The organism is Neorhizobium sp. P12A, assembly GCF_008365395.1.
In the GTDB taxonomy this organism is placed as follows: domain Bacteria; phylum Pseudomonadota; class Alphaproteobacteria; order Rhizobiales; family Rhizobiaceae; genus Rhizobium.
This window is the reverse complement of sequence record NZ_QOVX01000008.1, coordinates 37378-60772: the sequence shown is the minus strand read 5'-3', so window position 1 is coordinate 60772 and position 23395 is coordinate 37378. Positions and strand designations below refer to the sequence as shown.

The 23395-nt window shown below is 58.6% G+C and carries 18 protein-coding genes; 6 read left to right on the top strand and 12 right to left on the bottom strand.

Translation table 11 applies throughout. The annotated features are described in order from the left end of the window. Positions 1 to 86: 86 nt before the first annotated feature. Positions 87 to 407 (bottom strand): low molecular weight protein tyrosine phosphatase family protein, encoded by a 321-nt coding sequence (locus tag DTW90_RS21640; RefSeq protein WP_149340827.1) that lies wholly within the window; start codon positions 405 to 407, stop codon positions 87 to 89. 127 nt (positions 408 to 534) lie between these two features. Further along, positions 535 to 759, bottom strand: coding sequence for a hypothetical protein (locus DTW90_RS21635; protein WP_149340825.1), 225 nt, complete (start codon positions 757 to 759; stop codon positions 535 to 537). 243 nt (positions 760 to 1002) lie between these two features. On the opposite strand from DTW90_RS21635, the gene DTW90_RS21630 reads away from it, so the two are divergent. Next, complete coding sequence (locus DTW90_RS21630) at positions 1003 to 1557, top strand: RNA 2'-phosphotransferase (RefSeq protein ID WP_149340823.1); 555 nt, start codon at positions 1003 to 1005, stop codon at positions 1555 to 1557. Between the two features lie 85 nt (positions 1558 to 1642). Here DTW90_RS21630 and DTW90_RS21625 read toward each other — a convergent pair whose 3' ends face one another. From DTW90_RS21625 to DTW90_RS21600, 8 genes are all read right to left on the bottom strand, one after another. Then, positions 1643 to 2044, bottom strand: coding sequence for a GFA family protein (locus DTW90_RS21625; RefSeq protein ID WP_149340821.1), 402 nt, complete (start codon positions 2042 to 2044; stop codon positions 1643 to 1645). 327 nt (positions 2045 to 2371) lie between these two features. Next, a complete protein-coding gene (locus DTW90_RS21620; RefSeq protein WP_149340819.1) occupies positions 2372 to 2815 on the bottom strand; it encodes a hypothetical protein in 444 nt (147 codons plus the stop codon). A gap of 136 nt (positions 2816 to 2951) precedes the next feature. Next, the gene (locus tag DTW90_RS21615; RefSeq protein ID WP_149340818.1) at positions 2952 to 3911 is read right to left on the bottom strand and encodes a 3-hydroxyacyl-CoA dehydrogenase NAD-binding domain-containing protein; all 960 of its coding nucleotides are present in this window, start codon (positions 3909 to 3911) and stop codon (positions 2952 to 2954) included. A 49-nt stretch (positions 3912 to 3960) separates the two neighbouring features. Further along, positions 3961 to 4107, bottom strand: coding sequence for a hypothetical protein (locus DTW90_RS37190; protein WP_188080008.1), 147 nt, complete (start codon positions 4105 to 4107; stop codon positions 3961 to 3963). Between the two features lie 292 nt (positions 4108 to 4399). Further along, a complete protein-coding gene (locus DTW90_RS21610) occupies positions 4400 to 4975 on the bottom strand; it encodes a hypothetical protein (protein WP_149340816.1) in 576 nt (191 codons plus the stop codon). 128 nt (positions 4976 to 5103) lie between these two features. Next, positions 5104 to 9546, bottom strand: coding sequence for a DUF3320 domain-containing protein (locus DTW90_RS21605; RefSeq protein ID WP_348642651.1), 4443 nt, complete (start codon positions 9544 to 9546; stop codon positions 5104 to 5106). Then, the gene (locus tag DTW90_RS38165; RefSeq protein ID WP_348642650.1) at positions 9534 to 10661 is read right to left on the bottom strand and encodes a DUF4011 domain-containing protein; all 1128 of its coding nucleotides are present in this window, start codon (positions 10659 to 10661) and stop codon (positions 9534 to 9536) included. The genes DTW90_RS21605 and DTW90_RS38165 overlap by 13 nt, the downstream gene beginning before the upstream one ends. 528 nt (positions 10662 to 11189) lie before the next feature. Further along, the gene (locus DTW90_RS21600) at positions 11190 to 12029 is read right to left on the bottom strand and encodes an SDR family NAD(P)-dependent oxidoreductase (protein ID WP_149340814.1); all 840 of its coding nucleotides are present in this window, start codon (positions 12027 to 12029) and stop codon (positions 11190 to 11192) included. A gap of 644 nt (positions 12030 to 12673) precedes the next feature. Here DTW90_RS21600 and DTW90_RS21595 point away from each other — a divergent pair. From DTW90_RS21595 to DTW90_RS21575, 5 genes are all read left to right on the top strand, one after another. Further along, the gene (locus DTW90_RS21595) at positions 12674 to 13174 is read left to right on the top strand and encodes a DNA N-6-adenine-methyltransferase (RefSeq protein ID WP_149340812.1); all 501 of its coding nucleotides are present in this window, start codon (positions 12674 to 12676) and stop codon (positions 13172 to 13174) included. 1192 nt (positions 13175 to 14366) lie between these two features. Beyond that, positions 14367 to 15269, top strand: coding sequence for an alpha/beta hydrolase (locus DTW90_RS21590; protein WP_188080007.1), 903 nt, complete (start codon positions 14367 to 14369; stop codon positions 15267 to 15269). A 149-nt stretch (positions 15270 to 15418) separates the two neighbouring features. Continuing rightward, the gene (locus DTW90_RS21585; RefSeq protein ID WP_149340809.1) at positions 15419 to 15994 is read left to right on the top strand and encodes a hypothetical protein; all 576 of its coding nucleotides are present in this window, start codon (positions 15419 to 15421) and stop codon (positions 15992 to 15994) included. A 413-nt stretch (positions 15995 to 16407) separates the two neighbouring features. Beyond that, a complete protein-coding gene (locus tag DTW90_RS21580; RefSeq protein ID WP_149340807.1) occupies positions 16408 to 17322 on the top strand; it encodes an alpha/beta hydrolase in 915 nt (304 codons plus the stop codon). Between the two features lie 72 nt (positions 17323 to 17394). Then, complete coding sequence (locus DTW90_RS21575) at positions 17395 to 18234, top strand: MIP/aquaporin family protein (RefSeq protein WP_210251424.1); 840 nt, start codon at positions 17395 to 17397, stop codon at positions 18232 to 18234. Between the two features lie 27 nt (positions 18235 to 18261). Here the strand turns inward: DTW90_RS21575 and DTW90_RS21570 are convergent, their stop codons facing one another. Beyond that, complete coding sequence (locus DTW90_RS21570; RefSeq protein WP_149340805.1) at positions 18262 to 19533, bottom strand: MFS transporter; 1272 nt, start codon at positions 19531 to 19533, stop codon at positions 18262 to 18264. Then, the gene (locus DTW90_RS21565) at positions 19533 to 23327 is read right to left on the bottom strand and encodes an ATP-binding protein (protein WP_246665003.1); all 3795 of its coding nucleotides are present in this window, start codon (positions 23325 to 23327) and stop codon (positions 19533 to 19535) included. The genes DTW90_RS21570 and DTW90_RS21565 overlap by 1 nt, the downstream gene beginning before the upstream one ends. Between the last annotated feature and the right edge of the window lie 68 nt (positions 23328 to 23395).

The following is a 23395-nucleotide window of genomic DNA, read 5'->3' as shown; positions in this document are numbered from 1 at the left end:
GGTCACGAATGCTTTCCGATGGCACAGGGGCAGCCAAAGTCACTGCGCGAGGACATGATTGGCCGTGCTCAGGCAAATGCCGCGCCCTACAGGTGTCTTGGAACCGTTGCTTCAGGTATCCGCACGAGTGTCGGATCCATGAATTCATAGTCATCCGGGATATCGAGGCAGATCAGCCGCTTGCCGATCAGAGACTTCCTGTATTTTCGCAACACCTTGTTCCGGTGTGACTTCTCCATGACGAAGATGATGTCGGCCCAAGCTATCTGCTCGTCGTCGAGAGGATTGCATGCATCGTGATTGGTGCCCGCAGATGAAACTTCGATGTTCTGCCAGGTCGAGAACACCTGCTCGGCGGTAGGGCTGCGCAGTCTATTCTGACTGCAGACGAACAACACTTGTTTCATGTTGGCCCTCTCCTGGGCGACCGCGCTCCAGACGTGAATGGACACCCAGCCTTGGACAGGTGGGATACCTCCCAGCGCGAAAGTATCGGACTAGGATGCTATACTATCCCATTGAAAAAATATGGGATCAGCGTTTTTTCCTGCTTTCGATCTTTCTGCCAAATTCAATAGTGATCGCCTCCTCTTCCTCTTGGGCAGTCAAGGCAATGGTCTGCTGCAACTCGTCGGGGCCGACCACGTCGAACTGATGAGGACTACGATCGTCATACCTGCGATAGGCCGTCATCGCTGCTTCCAAAGCGTCGTCAGCTTCGATCAGCATTGCGTGCGTAGTGACTTTGAAAAATGGCATTGGGATCCGATTCAGTCGGTGACAGTTCGGTATCGAACTACCATCAAACGAGCAAGCCCGGTAGCCCGGCCAATGCCCTTCGCGAGGATTGCCCAAACGGATCGATAGCTGCGTTTTTGTTCAGCGTGATGAGAGGACTTTGAGAACCCACAAGCTCTACCGTCGGTCGCAACACCCGGTGACGAATACTCCGTTAGCAGCTATGACGGGGCCTACGGCAATACCGCACGGAACCAGAGCACGATGTCCAAAGAGATCAGTAAATTCTTGAGCCTTATTCTCCGACATGAGCCTACGAAGTTCGGCGTCGAGCTCGACAGTGGTGGATGGACGCCGATCGACGTTCTCATTGCGCGGGTTAAAGTTGCCGGGTACCCGGACTTCGACCGCGCGATGCTCGAAGAAGTGGTTGCGACCAACAACAAGAAGAGGTTCACGGTCTCGGACGACGGGCTCCGGATCCGAGCGGCGCAGGGCCACTCGGTGGAGGTCGATCTCGGCTTGGAGCCCACGAAACCCCCGGCTGTCCTCTACCACGGAACGGCCGTCGCCAATATCGGGTCGATCAGGGACAAGGGCCTGCTTCCCGGAAAACGGCAGCACGTGCATCTGTCGCTAGATCAAGACACAGCGATCAACGTCGGCGCGCGATATGGAAAGCCCATCGTCCTTTCGGTCGATGCCGCCCGAATGTTCGAGGATGGCGTTCAGTTCTTCCGAGCAGAGAACGGAGTCTGGCTCACCAGCACGGTGCCCGTCGAATACTTGAATTTCGATCAGGAACGCGAGGCGTCGTAGCCTCGGTCTGTGGCTCCTCAAGGCTATTGTCCGGATCCGGCCCGTCTATCGGCGACTCCAGCAGTGCAGAACTCATTTTCGCGGTTCATTCATCATGTCGCGGCAGCGCACCCAGGTCCTGGGTCCATGCTAATTCTGAAGAGCACCAAAACTGCGCCCGTGGCGTTAGTTCTTGCCGCTGATTGACGGTGCCGAGCCTGATGCCGAACTCGGCCGCGTCCTCGAATTCGCCTGTCGTGTAGATTGGCGACCCGCAGTTCGAACAGAAGTACTGCATTCGCCGGCGACCGTTGTCGCCGATCTTCACGTATTCCTTAGGATCGCCCCGAATGATACGGAAATCATCACGTTGCGCCCTTACCGTCACGCGATACGCGGTTCCGGTCAGCCGCTGGCAGTCCGTGCAGTGGCAGATCGTCACGCCGTTGGGCTCGACTTCCGCTTCATACGCGACTTGGCCGCAATGACAACTGCCGTCGATATGCATTCCGTATCCTCCGCGAGCCTGATCCCGGGAGACTTAGCGGTCGATTAGCACAAGTCGACATCGTCGTTTCGAGGCCGGCAGAACACACCCGCCGCTGAAGGCAGCATCGGCGAAGAAGACTGCTGACGATCCAGTGGTAGTCAAAACCGTTATCGATCCCTGGTGTCGCCCGCGATAATTTCATTGATGAAACTGGCGTCCCATACGAGGCCGATCTGCGCCTCGTCCGACGTGTCGGTTTTGAGGCGTCCTGAGTAGATCCCAACAAATCTCGTCGACGGTTTGGCAGCTGGACTTTGTTCCTCCGCGGATTGTGGGAAGCTCCAATTACGCCTGATCACCGGCGCTCCGGACATTCCGGGCCTTGAGGCCGTGTCCACGAGCATGTAATCGGTCGTCAGTCGTGCGAGATCCGGCTCCGACGCTATGCTTCCGCGCTTCCACACTGGATAGCCTGGAGGATCGACGCCGAAGGGGAAACCGAGGACGAAAACCTCCATTCCGATTTGCAACGGAATGCTGGCGTCTGTCAGCCCATTGATTGGGTGAAATGCAGAAAAATGCCCTGAGCTTGTTGGGCCGTCCCGCGTTTGCGCTATTGAGATTTTTTCGGGTGTAGAAGTCACGCGCCGAGAGCACATGCCAATTGGTCACCAGATAGTGGGCGCCGGCCACCTCCCACATGAAGCCGGTCGCATACCCCAGCCTCGTGTCGTTGAAATACTGTTCGAGCGGGACGGCGGTCAGCGAGAATTCATCGACAAAGGTCATGACGGAGCATCTCCTGGATCATCGGGGCCATCGATCTCGACACTTCAGCGGTACGCGGCCGCGACGTTCCCTGAGCAGAATGCGATTTTCGGCATAAGATCCGAATCCGGTCTCAGCGAGAAGTCGAAACGGGCGTTCATCCCTCATTGGGCAAAGCGCCGCCAAGCTCTTGGAGTATGTCAGAGCGGCCGCGTCTCAGCTCGGCGATCGCCCGATCCCTGTGCCTGATCCGAGACGCCCTGTCTCCCTCCAACTTGCTTGCGGCGCCAGCAAGCTTTGCGACCACCTCTTCGTTCAGGGCCGACGTCCCACCTCGGCTGCGTGCAACGAGATCGAAGATCGCGCCGTAGCGCGTGAGATATTCTGCCACACCGCCAGGGGCATTGAGGTCCATTGCTGCGAGAGGACCGATCATCGCCCATCGAAGTCCGAATCCTTCCGTCAAAAGCGGATCAATATCCCAAGGCCCAATCACCCCGTCCCTGACCAGCGCAAAGCACTCGTTCAGCAGCGCCCCTAGAATTCGGTTCAGTGCGAAGCCAGGAATCTCCTTTTGAAGTACGACAGGATGCTGCCCAAGCTGCCTAAGGAACCCGCATACTCTGTCGATCGTCTCGACGCTCGTTTCGGGGCTGCCGCAAATCTCGGTGATCGGTATCAAATGCGGCGGCGTTAATGGGTGAACAACTAGAACGTTCTCCGGGTGCAAGCAATCGGAAGCAAGCTGACTGGGCATCAGCCCTGAGGTGCTGCTCCCGATGATCGCGTTCGCAGGAACGATGGCCTCGACCTGCTTCAGCATGGCTGTCTTCAACTGCAAGTTTTCGGATATGGACTCCTGGACATAGTCGACATTGAACAAGGCTTCGCAAAGGCCGTAGTGAACGCTGATCCTGCCAAGAGTATCCGTGTCTCCCTCCAGTCCCGTCCCGGCCAGCGAAGCGATCGAAGCAGCAACGCTCGCTTTAGCCGCGGCACCGCTCTCCTCTGTGCGGCACCAGATGCGGACATCTAGACCTGCACGGGCAAAGACCAACGCCCAAGAGGCGCCGATGATGCCGGACCCGACAATCCCAACCTTCCTGATCTCCTCCAAGGCAAACTCCTGTCATCGACTTCAATCACGCCCTCGCCTTCCCTCCCGATCAAGCGCCTGCGACATCCTCAGTTTCATGAAGAATGAGCGCGATACCGCTCTGCGCCACGATGCGGAGCGTCCGGATCATTTCTGTGGCCTCAAGCAGGGCTGCTTTGAGTTCCTCGACGGAGGCCGTTTCTACTCTTGATGCCACGTTGGCCAACCCGATGACTGCGTCCGCGGAAGTCCCGCTTCCGGGGATCCCCACTTCCTGACGGAGATCACGAATGGCAACGATGGATCTGTGAAGCAGCTGCCGCACCTCCGCGGGCGAAAGCCTTCCGATGCGGTTCAAAGCGCGCAGAAGTTCGGAAACGATGTTCGCATTAATCATACGCGATTACTGACAGGATTCGGAGACACTTGCGAGAGGTCGCGGCGGGCGGCTCCAATCCATAATTGTCCGTCAGCCATGGCAACTGTCGACTTGGCGCACCAAAGACCGATCAATACTTTGCATTTCGAAAGCTTTTTTTGAAGACGCCGAGATTCGTGCCATATCCGGAAACAATTACCGGCGTCCCAGGTGGATATTGCCCTCGAACATCGTCCGAGATGTTGCAGATCTCATCGAACATCGGCGGCATCGCTTCGAAAACCAGCGGCGAGTGGCAAGATCGCGATCCTAAATCTTTGTTGCTCGCGACAATCATTTGGAGGTTCGCCTGATGCCCGGCCGCAAGCGCGGCTGTCATCGGCAAGCCCACGACGATCGCGTTCTGGGCGACCAGATAGCAGCCGACTGCACCGAACGTCGCAAAGAACATTTTCTTCAGAGCATTGTCGATGTTCCACTCTCCCGAAAGTACGAACACCGCCATTATTGCGGCGCAGAGCGCTCCGGCAGCTACACGGGTATTGGAGGTCCACTCGGCCCAGTCGGTCGATGGAAGAAACTCAAAGCCAAGTTTCATTACCACTATGGGAAGGAAGCCAAGCAGAAACCAGATCAGACCCAAAGCCGTGCAGACTAACAAAATAAATACTGCAGTCCGGCGTTTCAGAAACTTTGTGACTTTCATTTTTAAACTTTCAACGGGAAGCAGATCTGACAGTCTTCCTCGTTCACCATTTGCGCGCCTGTCCCTCCTTGAGCTAGAAGTGCCAAGTCTACCTTGCTCGCCCAACTTACTGCCGATATCTGATGATTTCACACGACCGTCAGCATCGCGTTCTCCTCCACGAGCACTCCATCCTTCTTGAGCACATCGATCCGCGACAGGATGGCGTCTCTCAACTGCCAGCTGGTCGCTTTGAACCCAAGACCGCGCGATACCGCATTCACGGCCTGATCTGCAGTCGCTCCAAGGCTCGCGCCTATGATATCCCTCAAGCCCTGGTCGATTTCCGACGGAGGGATCATGTCCGCTCTTCGCAGGCTAAGGGATCCGACCCCGCTTCGATCGCGGAGGAACACGGGAGCGTCCTTCCAGGACAGGAACCCGCCATCCGATCGGACGACCTCGCCGGAACTCTGAGCGATCGCGATCGCAGTGCCGACGTGTGTGTCGATGCGGTTCCCGGCCCTCTGCAACCCCCACGCAGAGCGGATTCGCGTCACCACCTCGTCCCTATGGATTGGCCCTTCTGCTTCGACAGTCTGCTTCACGAGCGACACGACGGTGCCGATCGGGGCCTCGTGCAGTTCCCCGACGATGTTCGGACGAAGCTGAGCCTCCTTGTATGCCGCCGCTGATTTCGTATCGGACGCGTTCTGCAGCCCGATTTCGGTGACGTCCGCTCGCTCGATCGTGACGACCTCGACGGGGACGGCGCGCGTGCTGGAACGCTCGCCGGAAGGATCGGTCAACGCGTCTGCCTTCGCACGCTCGATGGCCGCGACGAGCCGTTCCAGCTCGGCCTTCGGTCTCTGGAACCAGTCAGAGCTCCACACTCGATGGATCGTCCAGCCGTGGTCTTCAAGGACGGCCTGCCGCAGGCGATCGCGGTCGCGGGCGGACCTGGAGGAATGGTATTCGGCGCCATCGCATTCGATACCGACAAGGTAGCGGCCGGGAACAGCCTCGTCCGCCACGGCAAGATCGATGAAGAAGCCCGCGATGCCTACCTGAGGATGGACTTGATAGCCCCTCTCCTGCAGCGCCGCCATGACCTGCTCCTCGAAGACGCTGTCCATCTGGCGATCCGCGCGCTGGCTCATGGACATTCGTCCGGTGCGCGCGTAGTGCAGGAAGAGCTTGAACGCGAAGACACCCTTTCCCTTGCCTTGTTCGAGATCGATGTCTTCGTCCGTGATCGACGAATAAACTTCGCATCGACGCTTCGCGCGGCTGATCAGGACGTTCAGCCGACGCTCTCCGCCCTCCGCGCCCAGAGGCCCGAAGCGCATTCCCATGAACCCCTGGGCGTTCTTTGCATACGCGACCGAAATGAAGATCACGTCACGCTCGTCGCCCTGAACGTTTTCGAGGTTCTTCACGAAGAATGGCTCGCTCGGGTGAGAGTGGAAGAATTCCTCGGTCTGAGGATTCAGACGGCGCAGCAGTTCCAGCTGGTCCTGGATTTCGCGCCGCTGCTTGATCGAGAAGGCGGCGACGCCCAGCGAGAGGTTCGGGTGTTCCAGCGCATGTCTGATAATCGCCTCCGCGACCACCTTCGCCTCCACCTTGTTCATGCCGTCGTCGAACACGCCGCCAGGAACGTGATTGAACCACAGGCCCATTCCGGCTTCCTGCGTATAGGAACTCGGGACGATGAAGAGCTTGCTCTCGTAGAACTGGGAATTCGATACGGCGATCAGCGACTGGTGGCGGCTGCGGTAGTGCCAGCGGAGCATCCTTTCCGGCAGCCCCCGGGCGGAGAACAGTCCGAGAATGCTCTCGATGTCCGACACCCTCGCACCGTCCTCGTCATCCTCCTCGTCTGAGGCGCCCGAGGTCATCTTCGCGAAGAAGCGGGTGGGAGGCAGCTGTTTCTCATCGCCGACCACGACGACCTGTTTGGCGCGGGCTACTGCGCCGAGCGCATCGACGGGCTGGATCTGACTGGCCTCGTCCATGACAAGCATATCGAATTCAAGCAGGCCCTGCGGCAGGAACTGGGCGACGGAAAGCGGGCTCATCATAAAGACCGGCTTCAATGCCTGGATCGCCGGCGACGCTCTCTGCATGAGCTGCCGGATCGGCATGTGGCCCTTGCGGCGGGCCATCTCGCCGCGCAGGACGCCGACCGGACCGATGCCCATCACGGGTGGAAACTTCCTGTGATGGGCGCGGACGACCTCTAGCCTCGAAAGCGCCATTCGGCTGCGGTCAAGAGTGGCAAACTCGCTCACCAGCCGCCCATGCACTTCGCCGTCGAAACGGACGAGTTCGGGATCGCGCTGGTGCTGGTTCTTCAGCACGGCCTCGTAGTAGGTCATGTCGAAATAGGGAATGACGTCGACGGGCGGCACGCGACCATCCGCGAGGCGTTCGACGATCAGTCCGACGCCTGCTTCCGTTGCGTCCTGAGAGCGCCCCTTGTAGGCGGCCCACTTCGAAAGCTGCTCGTCGTTCGCGATCCATCTGTCGATCTTGTTCTGCAGCCATCCGAGCGGAGTATCGACGACATTCCCGGCCTCAAGAACCATGCGTTTGTCGGCCTTCAGGAATTCGAGAATCTCTTCGATCCGGATCGCGAGCGCGTCGCCCGCCTGTTCCGCCCTTGCGGCGGCGTCCGCCAGCTCTGCCCGACCGTCGACCCGTGAGGCCAGCAGCCTAATGTCACCATTCGAAGATATCCAGTCGACTATCTTGGCCAATGCCATCCAGTCGGACTCAGCGCCGCGCCATTGCGGTCCAAATGCCGCCCGGCCCTGCTGATCGAGCCCCTCAATCTCGGCCCTGAGCCCCTGCGCATGCGCAAGCCGTTGGAGCTGCGTAAGCCGGACTTCCGAGGCGGCGTCAGCCGTTCGAGCCAGTGCACTGAAGCCGCGGTCCGCCGCGGCGATCTCGCGGACCAGCACCGAAGCGTCGGTCAACATGACGTTGTCGGCGCCAGGCGCATCCGCAAACAGTTTCGGCCCAACCTCGCCAAGATCATCCCAAAGGGAGCCAAGCAGGTGACGCACTTCAAGAAGGAGAGCCCTGACCTGCTCCGATCTGGCGGCGACTGCGCTCCTGTCGGTCAGCCTGCTTGCTATCATCCGGGCCTCGGCTCCGAACCCACGAAGGCTGCGCATCCAGAGGACGAGGTTTTCGAGCGGCTTCGGATCGGAACGCTCGCCGCGCCAGTCCGCGCCGAACGCGGATCGACCCAGCGAGTCCCCATCCTTCACCACCAACCTCGCCTGCTTTCCCTTCTGGAGAAGATCAAGGATCTGGATCGTCTCGGCGGGCGAGGTTTCGGGCATCACGGTCTTCAGGAGTGCCTTCGCCTTGCGCCAGTCGCCGCTCAGGAACCTGAAAAGCCTGCCTCCGTGAACCGCCACGGCTGTGCGCGCCGCCGTGAGATCGACGTCCCACGCCTGATCGGAAACTTTTCCCGCAAGTTCGCCCTGAATACGCCTGAACGTGGCAACGGCTTCCGCAAGATCTCCCGCCTGGTCCAGCCCGCGCTCCCAAATCGCGGCCACGAAGGCGTCCGGGCTGGCATCGGGCGCCTCGGCCACATGCTGTCCGACGACCGTCAGCCGTTCGATTGCTGTTACTGTCGGAGCCACGTTCACGCCAAGCAGATCGCGCAACGCCTTCGCAGCATTGAGGAACCGCGGCAGGACGGCCTCAAGCTTGGCGGCATTCGCAAAGCTTGAATGCGAAAACTCCTTCGGAAGACGCCCGAACTGCGCGGCCATCGACGAGGTATCCGTCTTCCACGCTTCGGCCGTGAAATCCGCATCCACGTTGGCCTCAAGCTTGGCGAATTCGGCGCCTTGAAGCACCGCCCTTGAGATTGATCCCGGATCGGTTTCCCAGATCGTGTTGGCGAGAGCTTCGGATGTGATGCCTTCAGGGCACGTCGCGACGCGAGCGGCAAGCAGGGCCGCCTTCTTGAAGTCCGAGATAGAAGCGGCAGGCTGTCCTTCGAGCCGTGCTGTTACCACTTCCATTTCCGCAACCAGCCCGGACAGGTCTGCGGAGGCCGATACCAGCCGATCCTTCAGTCTGTCGAGATCCAGTGGGGTGATCCCTGTAAGCCCGATTCCGTACCAGGGATGCTCAGCCGGAATGCTGATGTCTTTGATCCGTTCCGCCAACTCGGAAAGCAGCGTGACAACTTTGTCCCGCATCTCCGGAGACCAGTCAGTCGCCGCAGCCAGTTCGATGTCGGACGGCGGAACCCCTAGTCTGCGGAGCCGAGACAGATGTCCTATGACCTGAAACGGCGTAAGCTGGTACGGCTGATAGACCGCGTGCATACGCACCGGATGCGCGTTGAGGCCGTCCCGAGCTTCGGTCAGGCGCCTGTCGAGCGCGTCTCCGGATTCCCCCTTCGGCGCTCCGAGATCCCAGACATGCTGGAGGTCGGCGAGCAGCGCGCGCTTGTTGGCCTTGTTGCTGTGGAGTTCGAGGCATGCGTCCCCTACGCCCGCCTGATCCAGCCGCCGCTTTACCACTTCAAGCGCCGCCATCTTCTCGGCTACGAACAGCACGGTCTTGCCGTCGGCGATCGCGGATGCGATGATGTTTGCGATGGTCTGCGACTTGCCCGTCCCCGGGGGCCCTGGATGACGAGATCGCGACCTTTTCTCGCTTCGTGGATCGCCACGGTCTGAGAACTGTCGGCGTCCACGATATGCGTCATCTCGGCTGGCGAGATGTGACGGTCTATATGTGCGTCCTCCGCGAGGAGTTCCTCCGTCCGGGAAAAACCGTTCGAAACCAACGACGTTATCAACGGTCTCTCGGTGAATTTCTTGTCCGCTGGCCAGAGGCTCGGATCCAGATCCCGGTACATCAGGAACTTCGCGAACGAGAAGAAGCCGAGGACGATGTCGTCCGGTTGGACGGACCATGTGGGCTTCACGGTGATCGCCGCAGCCACCGCGCTAGCGTAGGCTTCGAAAGAGAAGTCATCTGTCGCTTCGAACTCCGGCATCCGGATCTTGTGGATACGGTCCATGAAGGCTTCCAGCGAGAGGTTCGAAGCAAATTCCTCGTGACGGGCTCTGAGCTTGAACCGCTCCGCGGCGCTTCCGCGCTCCAGCGAGACGGGGACGAGGATCAGCGGCGCGTAGCGGACGTTTTCGGCGTTGTTGGGATCGATCCATTTGAGCGTTCCGAGCCCCAGATACAGGATGTTGACGCCTTGCTCTTCTTCGAGCGTCCGGGCGTCGAAATACAGATCGAGAAGGCGCTTCTGCAGGCCGTTCGGGGTCATCCTCGTCTGAAGCTTGGTGTCGGCGTGTCGAAGGAGCCGTCCGCCCTCGTCCCTCTCGTCATCGCCCGGAAGCGCGAGCTCAAGAAGGGACTCGTCTTCATCCGCCTGTTTCGCGTCCCCGTCCTTCGGTTCCCGCCCCTTCGCCCCCGCCAGGAAGGTCATCGCCTTCCCTTCGGTCACCAGGATGCGAAACACTTCGGCCGACTTCTCGTCGACGACGTCGATCGTCTTGGCGCTCTTCGAGAAGCGCGGAACATTCAGAAGGCGGTTCCGTGCGCCTAGATCCAGGAGGTCGGTGCGCGCTCGCTCGATCTTGGCTTCGACGGGAAGATTGCTTTCGAAAACGGACTTTTCGCTGTCGGTTTGCTCTGCGTAAATGTCATTCATGCCCGATCCCCTTCGACGCAGATCATGCACAACGACGACATGTGGTCCAGATGGGGTTGCAAATTTAGCGATTTTTTGTGTGCCTAACATTCAACGAGAGGACGAAATCCACATTCCGCGGTCGACGCTTCGGCACATTTCGAACAGGAGCAAACATCGGCCGTTGGCGCGGAAGGATTACGTGAACTATTTCGGGGCGGCGGGCTCCAAGTGGTCACCCTGCGGCCGCACAGCACGCCGGGGCTCGCAGTATCCGAGCGCGGAGATCTTACGGGCGTTGCGCTTTGGAAATGGTCCGCGCTCTGAAACGTGCGCGTCGACTTGACCGCGGATACGAGACGACGGCAGAGCAAAAGACGATAGCTGACACGCCTGGCATTTCGCGCATCATCAAAATAGCAGCATTCAACTCCGCCGTTGCCTCCCCTATGCCGATGTGTCGGCCCTCCGGCTGCGAGGCGCGATGCGATCGCTCCAACGGTTTGACGCCGATACCGGGAAATCCGGCATGAACGGCGAGGAACAGACTTAGAGCTTCTGTTGCTCGACAGCGCTGAAACGAAGCGCTCTCCCGTCGATCGCGACGATGTCGTCCATCTCGCCTTCGAGCGCATCGCGATCATCAACTCCTCGAAGGAGCCGACCTGCAAGCGGGTCAAAGCGTCCGGCAGCGATGTCGGAGATCAGAAGCGCAGCTTGCGACGGTTCAACATTGATCCCGTCGTCAAACAGCTGCTGGATACCGGGCAAAAATGTCTTGCCTTGTTCCGAGAAGAGCTGCTTCTCCGTCATCGCAGTGCGGACCAGACCAGGATCTACCGCGAACGCACGCACGCCGCGGGAGACAGTCGTATCGTTCAGGCATTCCGTGAATCGCATGATGGCGGCCTTGCTCGACGCGTAGCCGGACCCATGCGGAAAGCTGTTGCCCGTGCCACCGCCGACGAGGTTTACGATCCTCCCCCTGCCCCGCTTCAGCATCGCCGGAACCACTGAGCGGGAAGCATGAAAGGTTCCGCGCAGATTGATCTCGACGTCCTGCCACCAGACAGCGGGATCGCATTCCCATATTGGGCCGAAAGCGCTGAACGAGCCATGATTGTTGATCAAGATATCTACCGGTCCCCAATCAGTAGCAATCCGGGCGAAGGCGTTCTCCACTTCAGAAAGCTGTGTCAGGTCAGTCGCAAGAGCAATCGCTGTCCCACCAACTCCTCTGATAAGCGAGGCGGTTTCCTCGATTTCGGGCACTGTCCGCGCAAGCACCGCTACCCTTGCACCCTCCCGGGCTTGCTGCAGTGCTATCTCCCGGCCGATACCTCTGCCGCCGCCTGTTACGACCGCCACGGTGTCAGCAAGTCTGGTCATTCAAAATCTCCCAACGGCGATTGCAAAATCCCTGCGATAACGCTTCACACCTACTCGACTTTGATGATGCCCTTAGCTGCGCGCCACTCGCCCATGAGGCGGAGCACCTTCGTAAGAAAAAATGGCCGTCCACCTCCCAGGCGTGTGAGCATTCGCGGAGACAGGGACGGCCATAACCTACCAAATACCAAGGTCGAGTTTAAATAGTCGCTTACCCCTGAAATCCAGGGGCTCGTCTGCGCGATCCCGCGGGTTGTTGCATTCCTGCATCAGACCTTTGAGTAGCCGCGGCCGCCTAATTTCCTCCCCCTTGGTCTTGATCGCATCGTTAGCCCTTAGAAGCCAGTTCGGATCCACGACGATGCCGAAGCCGTCCACTGCGAAGGAATAAAGCTGATATATCCCGCTTTCCACCGCGATCCAAACCGTTCGGTTCGTACCAGCAATGGCGCTGACGCGCCGGGAGCGCAATGCCGCTGACAATGTGGCCACATACGACTGTCACGTATCGCGACATGGAATTCGTAGCGTTGCGCCGGCGAAAATCTCTGGTGACACTTAATCGATCCCACCACGAGACCGACGATGCAATTCTACGCAGAACTCTTTGTTTCAATCCCCGCGCTCGATGATGGAGCTGGCGCATGATGCTCGGCTTCAAGATAGAGAACCATCCTCAGCAAACTGCCAAACGGGGAGCAAAGGATACCGTCGACGAGCGAATAACGCCGCAATGGCTTTTCGACGCCATGGACGCAAGATTCCATTTCACCCTTGATGCGGCCGCCAACTCCGCGAATACGAAGTGCGAGCGGTTCTACGACATCGCGATGGATGGACTCGCTCAGCCGTGGGCGCCGAACTCTGTCTGGTGCAATCCACCATACAGTAATATTGCCGCTTGGGTTGAAAAGGCTTGGTGCGAACACCGTCTGGGAGCGACGGTGGTTATGCTCCTGCCCGCAAACCGGACGGAGCAAAGGTGGTGGCAGGATCACATCGAACCCTTCAGGGACGGGAAAGGGCCACTGCGCACCGAATTCTACGCCCGCCGGATCAACTTCGGCGTGCCAGGCAATGAAGCGGCCAAATTCAATAGCTCGCCGCCGTTTGGGATTGTCGCGGTCATATTCGCGCACGAATGAAACACCGTCCGCAAACGACGGTCGGAGACTGGATCTCGCAGGAGCACTTGCGGCTTGCGGCGACGAACCCGGGACTCGATGCCGGATTGATTTTGATAACCCCTGCCGGTCTTTTAGGCGAGGAGTGAAGACGCTGTAGCCCCTTTTTCCAGCGCCTTCGCTCCCGAAAGAAATGTCGCCGGAAGCAGGGTAAGGGCCGCACCACGTTCCGATGCTATGGTTGCTCCGCTGGCGGCGCCTCTGTGACGCTCTCAATGGCAGGAGGCTAGTCATTACAGAGTGTTCCACGATTCCCTCGAAAAACATGGCACGGGACGCACGAAGCAGCACGTCAATGATGTCCTGCACCCGAGGGACGAACGCAGATCATGAGGTCGCATTGCGGCGTATTGGATATACGCACTGGAGTCGACGTAGCCTGTTCAGGAGCTGGGCAGTGCCCGGTATCTCTGACGTACGCATTGTAGAGGACAAGCCCGCGGATTAGAGAAGAAGGATACCGGAGGACCACTCCTCCGTCTCGCGCAATGATGTCTTTCGCTTCGCCGCAGGTGGCCGATCGAGCGTCGAGGCGGTCGAAGGCTTGTGTATTAATCGCAGTTCCCAGAAAAACAGCGCCGCAAATCGCAAGATTTCGCATTTGAATTCTCCGTCGTTGAACGTCTGCTCAACCGTAGCCATACGGCATCGGGCCTTGAATTGTACGAACAGTTCGGTGACCAAGACCTTCGGCTCGCTGCGACAACGAAGCAGTGCCGGAAGGTTTCGCACAGCCTCAGGCAATGCGCAGACTGCGCAAGGAGTCTGCCGGGATTGCCCGTCTCAACATGACGGCGGTGGTATCGTGCGCGGCGCATAAAAGAGTTACGGATCCGCAGACACCGGCGTTCGACGATCAACAGCAAGTGGACCGAAGCTCCGCTTCGTAGAACGTTTGAAGAGCGGCCATCGAGCCAGTCAGTGCGCGAACCATCTTCCAAGATCGGGCTTGGAGCGACGTCTTTCATCCACTGACCGATCGCTGCCCGTGATCACCCGACTGGCCGAGTTTCCAGAGCCGATCAAGTCCGAACGGCCCGGCGCGCCATCGACACCAAGGTGCGGGCCATTCACACCATCGTGCAATTTCGCGCAGCGTCCCATCAGCCCGATAGTTTCGGCACTGGCAATGTCGGCTAGAGGAGATAACGCCATGCAGCGCCTTCAACACAACATGTTCGATCATGCGGATGTTCGCATTCACTACGTGACAGCGGGAATGTCACCGCGGGACGGCCAGGATGTCCGCACAATGGTGCTGCTACACGGCTGGCCGCAAACATGGTGGGAGTGGCGACACATCATAGAGCCGCTTCGTGCCAACGGTTGGTTCGTCGTGGCTCCAGACTACCGGGGAGCAGGCGGATCGTCCAAACCTCAAGCGGGCTACGATAAAATCACGATGGCAAAGGACATCAAAGCGTTGCTCGACCACCTCGGCGCCAGAAAGCGGATCACCGTCGTCAGCCACGACCTCGGTATGCAAGTCGGGTACGCACTTGCGGCACTCTTTCCCGAAGACATCGACCGTCTGGTCGTCATGGAAGCGCCTATCGCCGGTACGACAGGAATGGAGAGCGTCGCCACAACGAAGTTCAGTCAGGCCAAGCTGTGGCACTTCCACCTGCACGGTGCAGCGGGCAACGTGGCCGAGATGCTGATCTGCGGCAACGAATTTGCCTACTTACGCTCCTTCTATCTCAGGCTGTGCGCCAATCCCGACGCAATATCCATCGCCGACGCCGAACGCTATGTCGCCGACTACACCGCGCCGGGAGCCATGAGAGCAGGCCTCGAACTGTTTCGCGCCTTCGAGCAAGACTCCGTAGACAACCGCCGCATTCTCACTGAGAAGGGCAAGCTGAAGATGCCCGTACTTGGACTTGGCGGGACCGCTAGCTTCTTTCTTCCCATCGCGGAGCAGATGCTCCTGGAAGTCGCCGAAAAAGTGACTGTCAGACCCATTAAAGATTGCGGTCACTGGATCGCGGAAGAGCAGCCGGAGCGCCTCCTTCAACAGTTGCGCGAGTTCGTCAGCGAGACAGGTGGCCGATAAAATCAATGCAATTCCGACCGTCTCGTCAATGAACGCGGTACCGATCGCTGATCTCCCTGAAAGTTAAAGAAGACCACTGTGAGCACTCGTCCATCCCTTCAGCGGCCGCCGCAGTGCGGCGCCTGTTTGAACCTTAAAAGGAGTTGACCATGCAAGAGAACCAGATCGTCGATGTGAGCACCGCGGCGGGCATCAACGCTCCGATCGAGAAGATTGACATCCCGAAATGGTGTTTCGGCATCACCGAGGAGGAATACCTAAGTTGTTCGCCGGCGCATATCGCGGCGGGCTCGACGAAGACTCCGAACGGCAAGCGTGTCGCGATCAACGTCGAGACGATCGGAGGCAGCCTGATGGTCCAGCACTTCGTCGAAACGCTGGCAAAGAAGGATCATCTTATTCTCGATTCTGACTCGGACATATTCACTCCTAATGGCAGGACGACGGTTCACGTGCGATGGGAGCTTACCGCCAAGAAGATTGCCGAGGACCGGTGCGAACTGACGACGCACGTCCAATCCTTCGCAACCGACGAAATGCGCGCGCTCCTGGAGCGCCAGGGAATTCCCTTTGATCTGCTGCGCACTCAAAACCACCCCATCGCGCAAGCGCATAACGACGCAGAGACGCCGCTGTTTGCCGCCAGCATCGGGCGGGCCGCGCTCCGAAACTGGCGCCCCCCGTTCAATCTGGTCATATCTGAGGCGGAACATCCGCCTCAATAGTTGCCGACCTGAATCTCGAAAGCGCCGAAAGACGAACCTCCGGCCCATTCCGAAAGGACTGGCCAATGGGCGGATCCACGCTGCAGCACGAATTCGCCCTTTATCGGGCCAGGTACAAGCTGCCTAGGTAAATGCCCCGCCCGCAATGCACCTCCGAAAACATCGACCCCGCGAATAGCGGATACGTTTTAAGACGCATATGCGGAACGCTGCTTCGATCGCGATGTGAGCCATTCCGTTCGGGCCATCTACACGATGGCGTACGTTTCGACGCAGCAACAATACCTTAGTATCTGTAACTATAGCCCGTGGTCTAGGCGACACTATAGTATTGTCGCTGCTGAGGATAAATTACTCCAGTATTTCCGGACGCGCTTGCAAGTAGCGCAACATTAAACGTACGGAGACAACCAATGCTTTTCACCAAACCAATCGATGGATACCGTCTCGCCTACCGCAAGAATGGCTCAGGTCGGGCCGTCGTCATGATTCATGGCTCGCCCGGCGACGGACACGAATATGACAGGCTTGCCGAGTTAGTCGCGCCTCACGCCATGACGGTCGTTCCGGACCTTCGCGGCTTCGGACTATCCGACAAGCATCTTGATCGCGGAGACTCCGCCTTATCCAGAGACGGCCAGGCCTCTGCGGTGATTGGCCTTATCGAAGAACTGGGTCTCCGAGACGTAATTCTTGTCGGATACGACATTGGCGGCTTCACCGTTCAGATGGTGGCGCGACTCCGCCCGGACCTCGTCTCCGCGCTCGTTCTGGCACCGCCGCTTCCCGGCGTGGGAAAACGGATTCTCGACGTCAAGGCCGTGAACGAATTCTGGCACGCGACCTTCTTTAGAACCAAGCTTGTCGAGCAGGTCTTCGATGGAAAACCTGACGCCATTCGTGCGTTGCTGAAGGTCCATCTCGACGGCTGGTCTGGTCCCGGTTCTACCGTGACCGACGAGCTGCTCGACCACATGGTCGAAGTCTACTCTCCGCCGGGCGCCTTCACGGCGGGCGTGACCTGGTTCAGGACTATCGAGGGGAATCCAATTTCGGACTACGCTGAAGAAACCATGCCGCAAGCGGGCGAGCGTCTGAACAAGCCGGTTTCCGTGCTGTGGCCCGAACATGATCCACTGTTCCCCACCGCATGGGCTGACCAACTCGACAAATTTTTGAGCAATTTCTCCTTCCGGTTCATGCCCGGAGTCGGACACTTCTCGCCAACGGAGGCACCGCAGTTCTTCCTGCACGAGATCCTAGCGCATCTGTCCGGCGAGTGGCGGGCGGGATCGCAGCATCAAAAGACAACCGCTCTGGCAGTTTGAAGGCATGCGCTGAATGCGATGCGAAAGGATGCTGGATGATAAAGTCCGAGCCGCGACCCGGCTCGGGCGGCGATGAAGAAATCAACAGGAGTTCGGTCAATGGGACGCTATCACGAGCTGGTTGGAGAGCTAATCTCCGAGGCTGTCGCGTTAATCATAATCATCACGTTCGGCTGCTCCGCGGCCGCAATGTATTTCCTTTACGACCCAAGCCCATACAAAACGGCATATTGGGGCCTCTGCATCACTTGGGGTCTTTCCGTGTCGATAGCGATCTACGTTACGGGCGCGGTTTCCGGCACCCATGCGAATCCAGCCGTGACGTTGGCGCTGGCCGTGTTTCGGGGCTTCGCTTGGAAAAAGGTCGTGCCCTATTGGATCGCGCAAGTGGTGGGCGCCTTCATAGGCGCTGCGATCGTATACGGGCTATATTCCTCGGTCATAGACTCCTTCAATGCGACGCAGCACATGGCGCGTGCCGAAGGCGGCGCGTCGGGCGTCTTCTTCACCTCTCCCGGACTGGCGATTACTCCCGCGAGAGCCTTTGTGAACGAGATCACTATCACCGCCTTTCTGGTGTTCGGTATCTTCGCCCTTACGGACGAGTTCAACACGATCGCACCGCGTGCAAACTTCGGTGCGATCGTGATCGGCTTGATCGTCGCCGTCATCGGCGCATCGTCGGGCTACCTGGAGGGATGGGCCTTGAACCCAGCCCGCGATTTTGGTCCACGCGTATTCGCCTGGTTAGCCGGATGGGACAAAGCTGCCTTTCCCGGTGTCGTAGACTACTGGTGGGTGCCGATCGCGGGCCCCTTGATTGGCGGGTTGGTCGGTGGCGGCGCACAGCACCTGCTCATTCGACCTTTCTATCCTCACGAAAAGAAGCTGTCTCTCGAGTCCGCCAAGTGATCCGGGTGGATGGTACCTTGCCCTTGGTCATTTCCAATCGATACGCTGGATCCTAGGTATAACAATCGTCCAAGACACGAGTGCTGCCAGCGACATTCCAGCGGCGACGAAGAAGGCCGGTGTATATGCCCCCGTGGCGTCGACGATCAACCCGGTGAAAATTGGAGCGACGATTCCCGACATGTTGCCGATGCAGTTCTGAAGCCCGATCCACTTCGCAGTTCCAGTCGGTCCTGCGAGTGTCTGGCCGATAGCGTAAAGGTTGAAGCCGCCAAGACCCTGACCGATCGAAGACAGCAGAAGGCCTGCGACCGCAAGCTCCGTATTCCCCGATGCACACATAAGCATGCAGACAATGGCCACGACGCAGGAGGCGCCGATGAAGGTTTTCCGAACTCGATTTGCGCTCCCTCCGGCGGACATCCAGCGATCTGCGATCCAGCCGCCGCATAGCGAAAACAACGCGGACGCGGCATAGACCAGCCCACCGACCAGGGCCATCTGAGGGATAGTAAAGCCTTGAACTTTCACCAGATAGAGCGGAAGCCATGTTGTTATCGTGTAGAACGTATAGTTGCTGGCGAAGTGCCCCATCGCCGCACCCCACAGTTCCCTGCGAGTGAGTATTTCACGGAAGGTCGGTCCGGATGCGTTTCTGTTTTCGACCAATTCCTCAACGGGACGTTGTAGCCGCAGCCACGGAACCAGCCACAACAGCGAAGCAAGACCGAACAGTATGAACAGTGGCCGCCATCCGAAGTGGGCGATCAAAAGTCCCCCCAAAAAAGTTCCTGCGGCCGGGCCGAGGATAATGCCTGCGCTGACCAGCGCATTTGCGAAGCCTAGCCTTTCCGGCGGGAGATTTTGAGCCAGCAACTTTGACGTGGCGGGAAAGCTGGCGCTCTCGCCGATGCCCAGAAGGATACGAAGTGCCAGCAGGCTCACGAAACCGCCAGCGAAGCCAGTCAGTATCGTGGCAATCGACCAGACGATCAACCCGACCACCAGTGCGCGATAGGCGCTAAAAGTCACCACTAGCCAGGCGGCGGCCAATTGATTTGGCACATAAACCCAGAAGAAGGCCGACACAAGAAGTCCGAATTGGGTGTTGGTGAGGTTGAGCTCCTCCTTGATGAGCGGCGCGGCGGTTGCGAGGTTCCCGCGGTCGAGGAAGTTGATGAACATCGCCAGCGCGAGCAGGACACCCACACTTCCGGTGAAAGAGGCCGTCCCACGTGACCCGACACTCTGCATCGCGATCGGTCTTTCAATCTCGGACTGGCCGTCCTCAGATAGCATCACCTATCTCCCGCTCCGATGCCGCCAGAAGCGGTCCCGGCGGCAGGAATGCTGAAGCTGAAAGTGGATCCAGGACCATCGTTCTGTGTCACCCATAGCTGCCCGTCAAGCCCGGCGATTATCGAGCGGCATATCGAAAGTCCGACGCCCATGCCAGTTGCCTTCGTCGTGAAGAATGGCTCGAAAAGACGATCCATGGTCTTGTCCTCAATGCCGATGCCCGCATCATGGACGTCGAGTCTTGCCGAGCCATCCAGCTGCACGCTCGTTCTTATAGTAATTTCTCGCGGGCGATCGGTCACGTCGGTCAAAGCCTCGATCGCATTCAGAAGCAAATTGAGGATGACCTGTTGCAGTTGAACACGGTCTACGCGAATCAAGGGCAACAAGTCGCGATATTCTGTCCGGACGAGTACCTTGGCCTTCTGCAGTTCGCTCGTCGAAAGGACGATCACCTCCTGCGCGGCCTCGTTGAGATTAACAAGTTCCGTAACTGCCGCTTGCTTCTTGATCATGGCCCGCAAGCGATTGATGACGTCGGAGGCTCTGTTGGCGTCTCGTATCGTCCTCTGTATTGTCTCTGCCACACCAGCAAGGTCCGGAGGGTTCATCGACAACAGGCGCATCCCGGTGTGGCCATTCGTTATAATGCCGGATAGCGGCTGGTTGACCTCGTGTGCTATCGACGCCGTCATCGCGTTGAGAGTGGTGACCCGCGCCACATGGGCCAGATCGCTTTTCACCTCCCGCAGGGCCTCCTCGTTTGCGACCCGTTCAGTAACGTCGCGCACGGATCCTACGAAATCGAGATCGCCGTTGTGAAGCGCACGACCGATGGCATGAACATGCTTGATACGGCCGTCTGGCATCCAGAGACGGTGGTCGCTGTCAAAATCCGCTCCCTGGCGCATGGCGTTTTCGACCATCGCACCTACCGTGGTCCGATCGTCTGGATGGACGCGCTGCAGCGCCAGCTCGATCGAAGCCTTTGTGGTCGGCGGATATTCGAGAATGTCATAAAGCTCGCGCGACCAAAAGAATTCGCCCGAAGCGGCACTCCAGCCGAAACTCCCGGTGTTGCTGATCATCTGCCCTTGGGCAAGGAAGGTCTCGCTCCTCTGCAGACCTTTATAGAGTTTGGCGTTTTCAAGCGAGATCGCCGCCTGGGACGCCAGAAGGTCGATGACGCTCAGTCGCTCCTGCGTAAATGCGCCGGAAGTGAGGTTGTTTTCGAGATAGAGAACACCGATGACTCTGGTTTGTCTAACGATGAGCATGCATAGGATCGATTTGGACCGGTTCCGCGTGATGTAGTCGTCATTCGAATATACGTCGTCGGCGACCGCGTCCTCCAGGATCACGTGCTGCCGGGCCCTGATCGCATATCCCAGTACAGATTGCGGCAGATCGTCCGGCGTCGCGGGAGATTCTCTGACGACGACATCAATTGCTCCGGGCAAAGTTCGAGCTTCTGCGACGACCACCGGGACTTCGTCTTGCATGAGCATGAGCAATCCGCGTTCCGCCCCTGCGTTCTCAAGCACGATATGCATGATCTGGTCGATGAGTTCAGGCAGACGCATTTCTCCGGAAATAGCCTGGGAAGCTCTCACGACCGCCGCCGCGTCCAATTGCTCTCCTAGCGGCGACCGCTGTGAGGCAGGCTTGCGGGTTGGATAGATGTCATCGGGCTCTACCCCCATCCTTCGCAGAACTGCGCCTGCGCCCCATCGACCATAGGCCTCGCACGCTTTCGACAGGAAATATTCTTGAATTTCTCGAAGGCCACGCGCGCCGTAGGACGCCGCGGCCATTTCGCACGCCAACGCCTCCACTTGTACAAAGCCTTGTTCCCGCGCCAAGTGTATGGCCTTTTCAAACAGAGCTTCGGAATCCGCCTGGCGTCCTTCGAGACGTGCTATTTCCGCTCCGAGAAGAACCGCACGGCATGAAAGATTATCCGGGGAATGCACAGACCAGGCTTCGAGCCGCCGGTGATGTTCTCTGATCCGCTCCAAGGCGTCTGTCGGCGAAACCGCACCGTCGTGGTTCGCGAGGCGTCTGGAATAGGCGATCGCTTTGTAAAAATGATATTCGGCGCCCTCGATATTGGGCCACGGCGTAGTGAGAAGTGTCTTCACGAGCTGGGCGGCTTCGATCGCCGCACCGTAGTCTCCAAGGAATACCAGTGCTTGAAGCCGCCTGCTCCAATAGATGTCCGAGACAGTCTGCGGATGTCGAGCCCACAGCAGGTCGCGTTCGAAATCATCGGCATGAAACTCGGAACCTTCAAGCCCTCTGAAGTCCACAGGGAGCCCGGTCAAAGACCTTGTCAGACGCAACTGTCCAAGGACGAACCCCGCCGCGATCTGGAATTCGGAACCAAGCGCGAACTTGAGCGCATCGATCGCCATCCGATCGACCTCGTCTAAGCTTGTTCCCGACGAGATCGCGTTTCCGACCAGGTTGCTCAGACTATAACCGACGTAGAGGGTGTCGCCGTTACGCTTAGCCTCTTGAAGTCCGATCCGAAGGTACGAACGTCCAACACGCAGGTGCTGTGACCAGGAGCTAACGCCGGTCCCGAAGCTGAAATACGCACGAGCCTTGAAGGTGGTCAGTTCCTTCTTTTCTATCAAATCCAGAGCAAGCCTGCCGAACCGGTACCCGGTTTGGAATTCGGAGTGCTCGGTGATGAGGAAGCGGCCGAACGAAACATATCCGAGTACGGAAGCTGCGCTGTTGCCCTTGCGGATGCTGTATTCGACCATAAGCAAAATGATCAAGTAATGAAGTGTGGTGTTCCCATATAGAGCAGACAAGACCAGCCTGTTCAGCACGTTGATCGTCGCTTCTTCATTCGGGTCGGTCATTATCGGCAGGTCAAGCAGGTCTTCGACCATCCTTCCATTCATCAGATCCGACACACGTGATTTCGCCCTACGTACGTCGTCGTCCGACGGGTCGAGCCGTATGGCAAACCCCGCCGTCTGAAGAAAATCGGCGCCTATCTGCAGGGCACGCTGCGGCCTCATGAGGACGACATACAGATCGACGCGAAGACAGGCGACTGCGGCCTGGTCAATTAACGTCACTGCACGATCGGCTAACAGCTCGAGCCGTTTCTCGGCGCTCGCCGTATCGCCCATGACGAACTCGCACTCGGCCAAAGTCAGCTCGCAATCGAAGGCCATGGCATAGTGGGAGGACCAACGGTCCGGGGGCAGGAGTTCATCGACCTCCCTCAGGTAGGACAGCGCGGCGGCATGTTCCGCAGAATTCTTGGAGAGCTTTGCCGCCACCAAATTCAATTTCGCTACTTGAAGGATTTCGTCAGCGGTCTCGATGGTCTTCCTGCCGCGACTGAACTGTTCTACGACCTTGTATATTCCGGCGTCGGGCTCTTCCAGGCTCGAGTCGGCCAGCAGCAGTCGGCCGATCCTAAGATGCCGCCAGGACCTCATCTCTTCAGGGATCAGCGAATAGGACGCATCCTTGATCCGATCGTGCTCGAATGCGTAGCCGTCATCGGAGCATGCGACCAATTCTGCCCTGGCGGCCTCCCGAAGCAGTTCGTGGAGTTCCTGCACCGTCACCGCGCAAGCGGCGGCCAGAAGCTCGATGTTTGCCGTGGAAGAAAAGCATGAAAGCCAACAGAGAGCGTCTCTCGTTCCGGTGGATAGCTTCTTCAACGTGACGACCATCAGATCTACGATGTTGTCGCTATAGTTTCGGCTACGGATGCCGGGCTCGTCCCAGATCCATCGCCGGTTCGTGCGATCGACGGCCAGCAATCCGTCGTCCTCCAGCGAATGAAGGAATTGAATTGCGAAGAAAGGATTGCCGCCTGTCTTGCCTTGGA

Bases quoted from the DNA above. Each gene is read 5' to 3' on its own strand.
- DTW90_RS21640 (WP_149340827.1), bottom strand. From the start codon at position 407: ATGAAACAAGTGTTGTTCGTCTGCAGTCAGAATAGACTGCGCAGCCCT.
- DTW90_RS21635 (WP_149340825.1), bottom strand. From the start codon at position 759: ATGCCATTTTTCAAAGTCACTACGCACGCAATGCTGATCGAAGCTGAC.
- DTW90_RS21630 (WP_149340823.1), top strand. From the start codon at position 1,003: ATGTCCAAAGAGATCAGTAAATTCTTGAGCCTTATTCTCCGACATGAG.
- DTW90_RS21625 (WP_149340821.1), bottom strand. From the start codon at position 2,044: ATGCATATCGACGGCAGTTGTCATTGCGGCCAAGTCGCGTATGAAGCG.
- DTW90_RS21620 (WP_149340819.1), bottom strand. From the start codon at position 2,815: ATGACCTTTGTCGATGAATTCTCGCTGACCGCCGTCCCGCTCGAACAG.
- DTW90_RS21610 (WP_149340816.1), bottom strand. From the start codon at position 4,975: ATGAAAGTCACAAAGTTTCTGAAACGCCGGACTGCAGTATTTATTTTG.
- DTW90_RS38165 (WP_348642650.1), bottom strand. From the start codon at position 10,661: ATGAATGACATTTACGCAGAGCAAACCGACAGCGAAAAGTCCGTTTTC.
- DTW90_RS21600 (WP_149340814.1), bottom strand. From the start codon at position 12,029: ATGACCAGACTTGCTGACACCGTGGCGGTCGTAACAGGCGGCGGCAGA.
- DTW90_RS21595 (WP_149340812.1), top strand. From the start codon at position 12,674: ATGATGCTCGGCTTCAAGATAGAGAACCATCCTCAGCAAACTGCCAAA.
- DTW90_RS21590 (WP_188080007.1), top strand. From the start codon at position 14,367: ATGCAGCGCCTTCAACACAACATGTTCGATCATGCGGATGTTCGCATT.
- DTW90_RS21585 (WP_149340809.1), top strand. From the start codon at position 15,419: ATGCAAGAGAACCAGATCGTCGATGTGAGCACCGCGGCGGGCATCAAC.
- DTW90_RS21580 (WP_149340807.1), top strand. From the start codon at position 16,408: ATGCTTTTCACCAAACCAATCGATGGATACCGTCTCGCCTACCGCAAG.
- DTW90_RS21575 (WP_210251424.1), top strand. From the start codon at position 17,395: ATGAAGAAATCAACAGGAGTTCGGTCAATGGGACGCTATCACGAGCTG.
- DTW90_RS21570 (WP_149340805.1), bottom strand. From the start codon at position 19,533: ATGCTATCTGAGGACGGCCAGTCCGAGATTGAAAGACCGATCGCGATG.